General features: G+C 67.0%; 2 protein-coding genes. One reads left to right on the top strand and one right to left on the bottom strand.

The genetic code is table 11. From position 1 onward, the window contains the following. Positions 1-332 (bottom strand): Ku protein (locus CA983_RS44230; protein WP_341866745.1); only part of this gene is annotated, 332 nt, incomplete at its 3' end. A 324-nt stretch (positions 333-656) separates the two neighbouring features. Between CA983_RS44230 and CA983_RS44225 the strand changes: the two genes are divergently transcribed. Continuing rightward, a partial coding sequence (locus tag CA983_RS44225) for a dsDNA nuclease domain-containing protein (RefSeq protein ID WP_143645881.1) occupies positions 657-887 on the top strand: 231 nt, incomplete at its 3' end.

Genomic DNA, 887 nt, shown 5'->3' with positions numbered 1-887 from the left:
TAGTAGGCCCGGTCGTACAGCAGCGGATCGACATCCCGGTCGTCGACGAAGCCGAGGATCTCCACCCGTCGCCTCGTGGCGAGCGGCAGGTGGTCCAGGTCCTCATCCCGCAGGACGACCATGCGCCCGTCCGAGGCCTGCCAGCCCCGGCCGATCTCCTCCTCGCCGACCTCACGGTCCTCGGCCTCGCACACCCGCCGGTGACGGATCCGGGCACCATCGCTCACATGCACCTCGTGCAGCTGAGGCCGCGCCGCCTCCGTTGCCGCGTACAGGCGCACCGGCACGCTGACCAGACCGCAGGTGATGTGACCCGACCACAGTGCACGCATGATCCAACCCTGCACGCCCCACACACAGTCGGCACGGCGAGTACTCCACCAGAGCACTGCCGGATATCGCAGGCCTTGTCGTCCTGGTACTCAGCTCCCCGCCGGACTTCAGGACAGGGCGCTGTTTCCTGATGGGCCAGGGCGGCGGATCCACGCCGCGAAACGCCCGGCACCGAGGATCAGGACGGTCAGTCCTTCGCAGCCGCGCACGGCGCGCCCGCTCCGGAGCGGATGGCTCGCCTCCAACCCGGAACCTTCGTGCTTCGGACGTCGACTGTGCGCATGCAGCTAGACACAGCACGTATTGCGTGAGGAGACTGGATCATGGTCTCTCAGGTGTCTCATGACGCGTCAGCCTCCGCACTGGGCTACCTGTATCAGGCGAAGTGGGCGCTGCTGGAGTTGTTTCGCGGGTCGTCGGAACGGCCCGATGGAGCGATCAGTCTCGAGTTGCACGACGACGTGGCGTGGGAGGTGGCCGACCGTCCTGTGGACCTGCTGCAGACCAAGCTCCATCAACGCTCGACCCGCACTCTGGGCGATCGCGATGACGAC

Source organism: Streptomyces swartbergensis, from assembly GCF_002148965.1.
In the GTDB taxonomy this organism is placed as follows: domain Bacteria; phylum Actinomycetota; class Actinomycetes; order Streptomycetales; family Streptomycetaceae; genus Streptomyces; species Streptomyces swartbergensis.
Note: the sequence above shows the minus strand (reverse complement) of the source record. Positions and strands in the feature narration are given on the sequence as shown.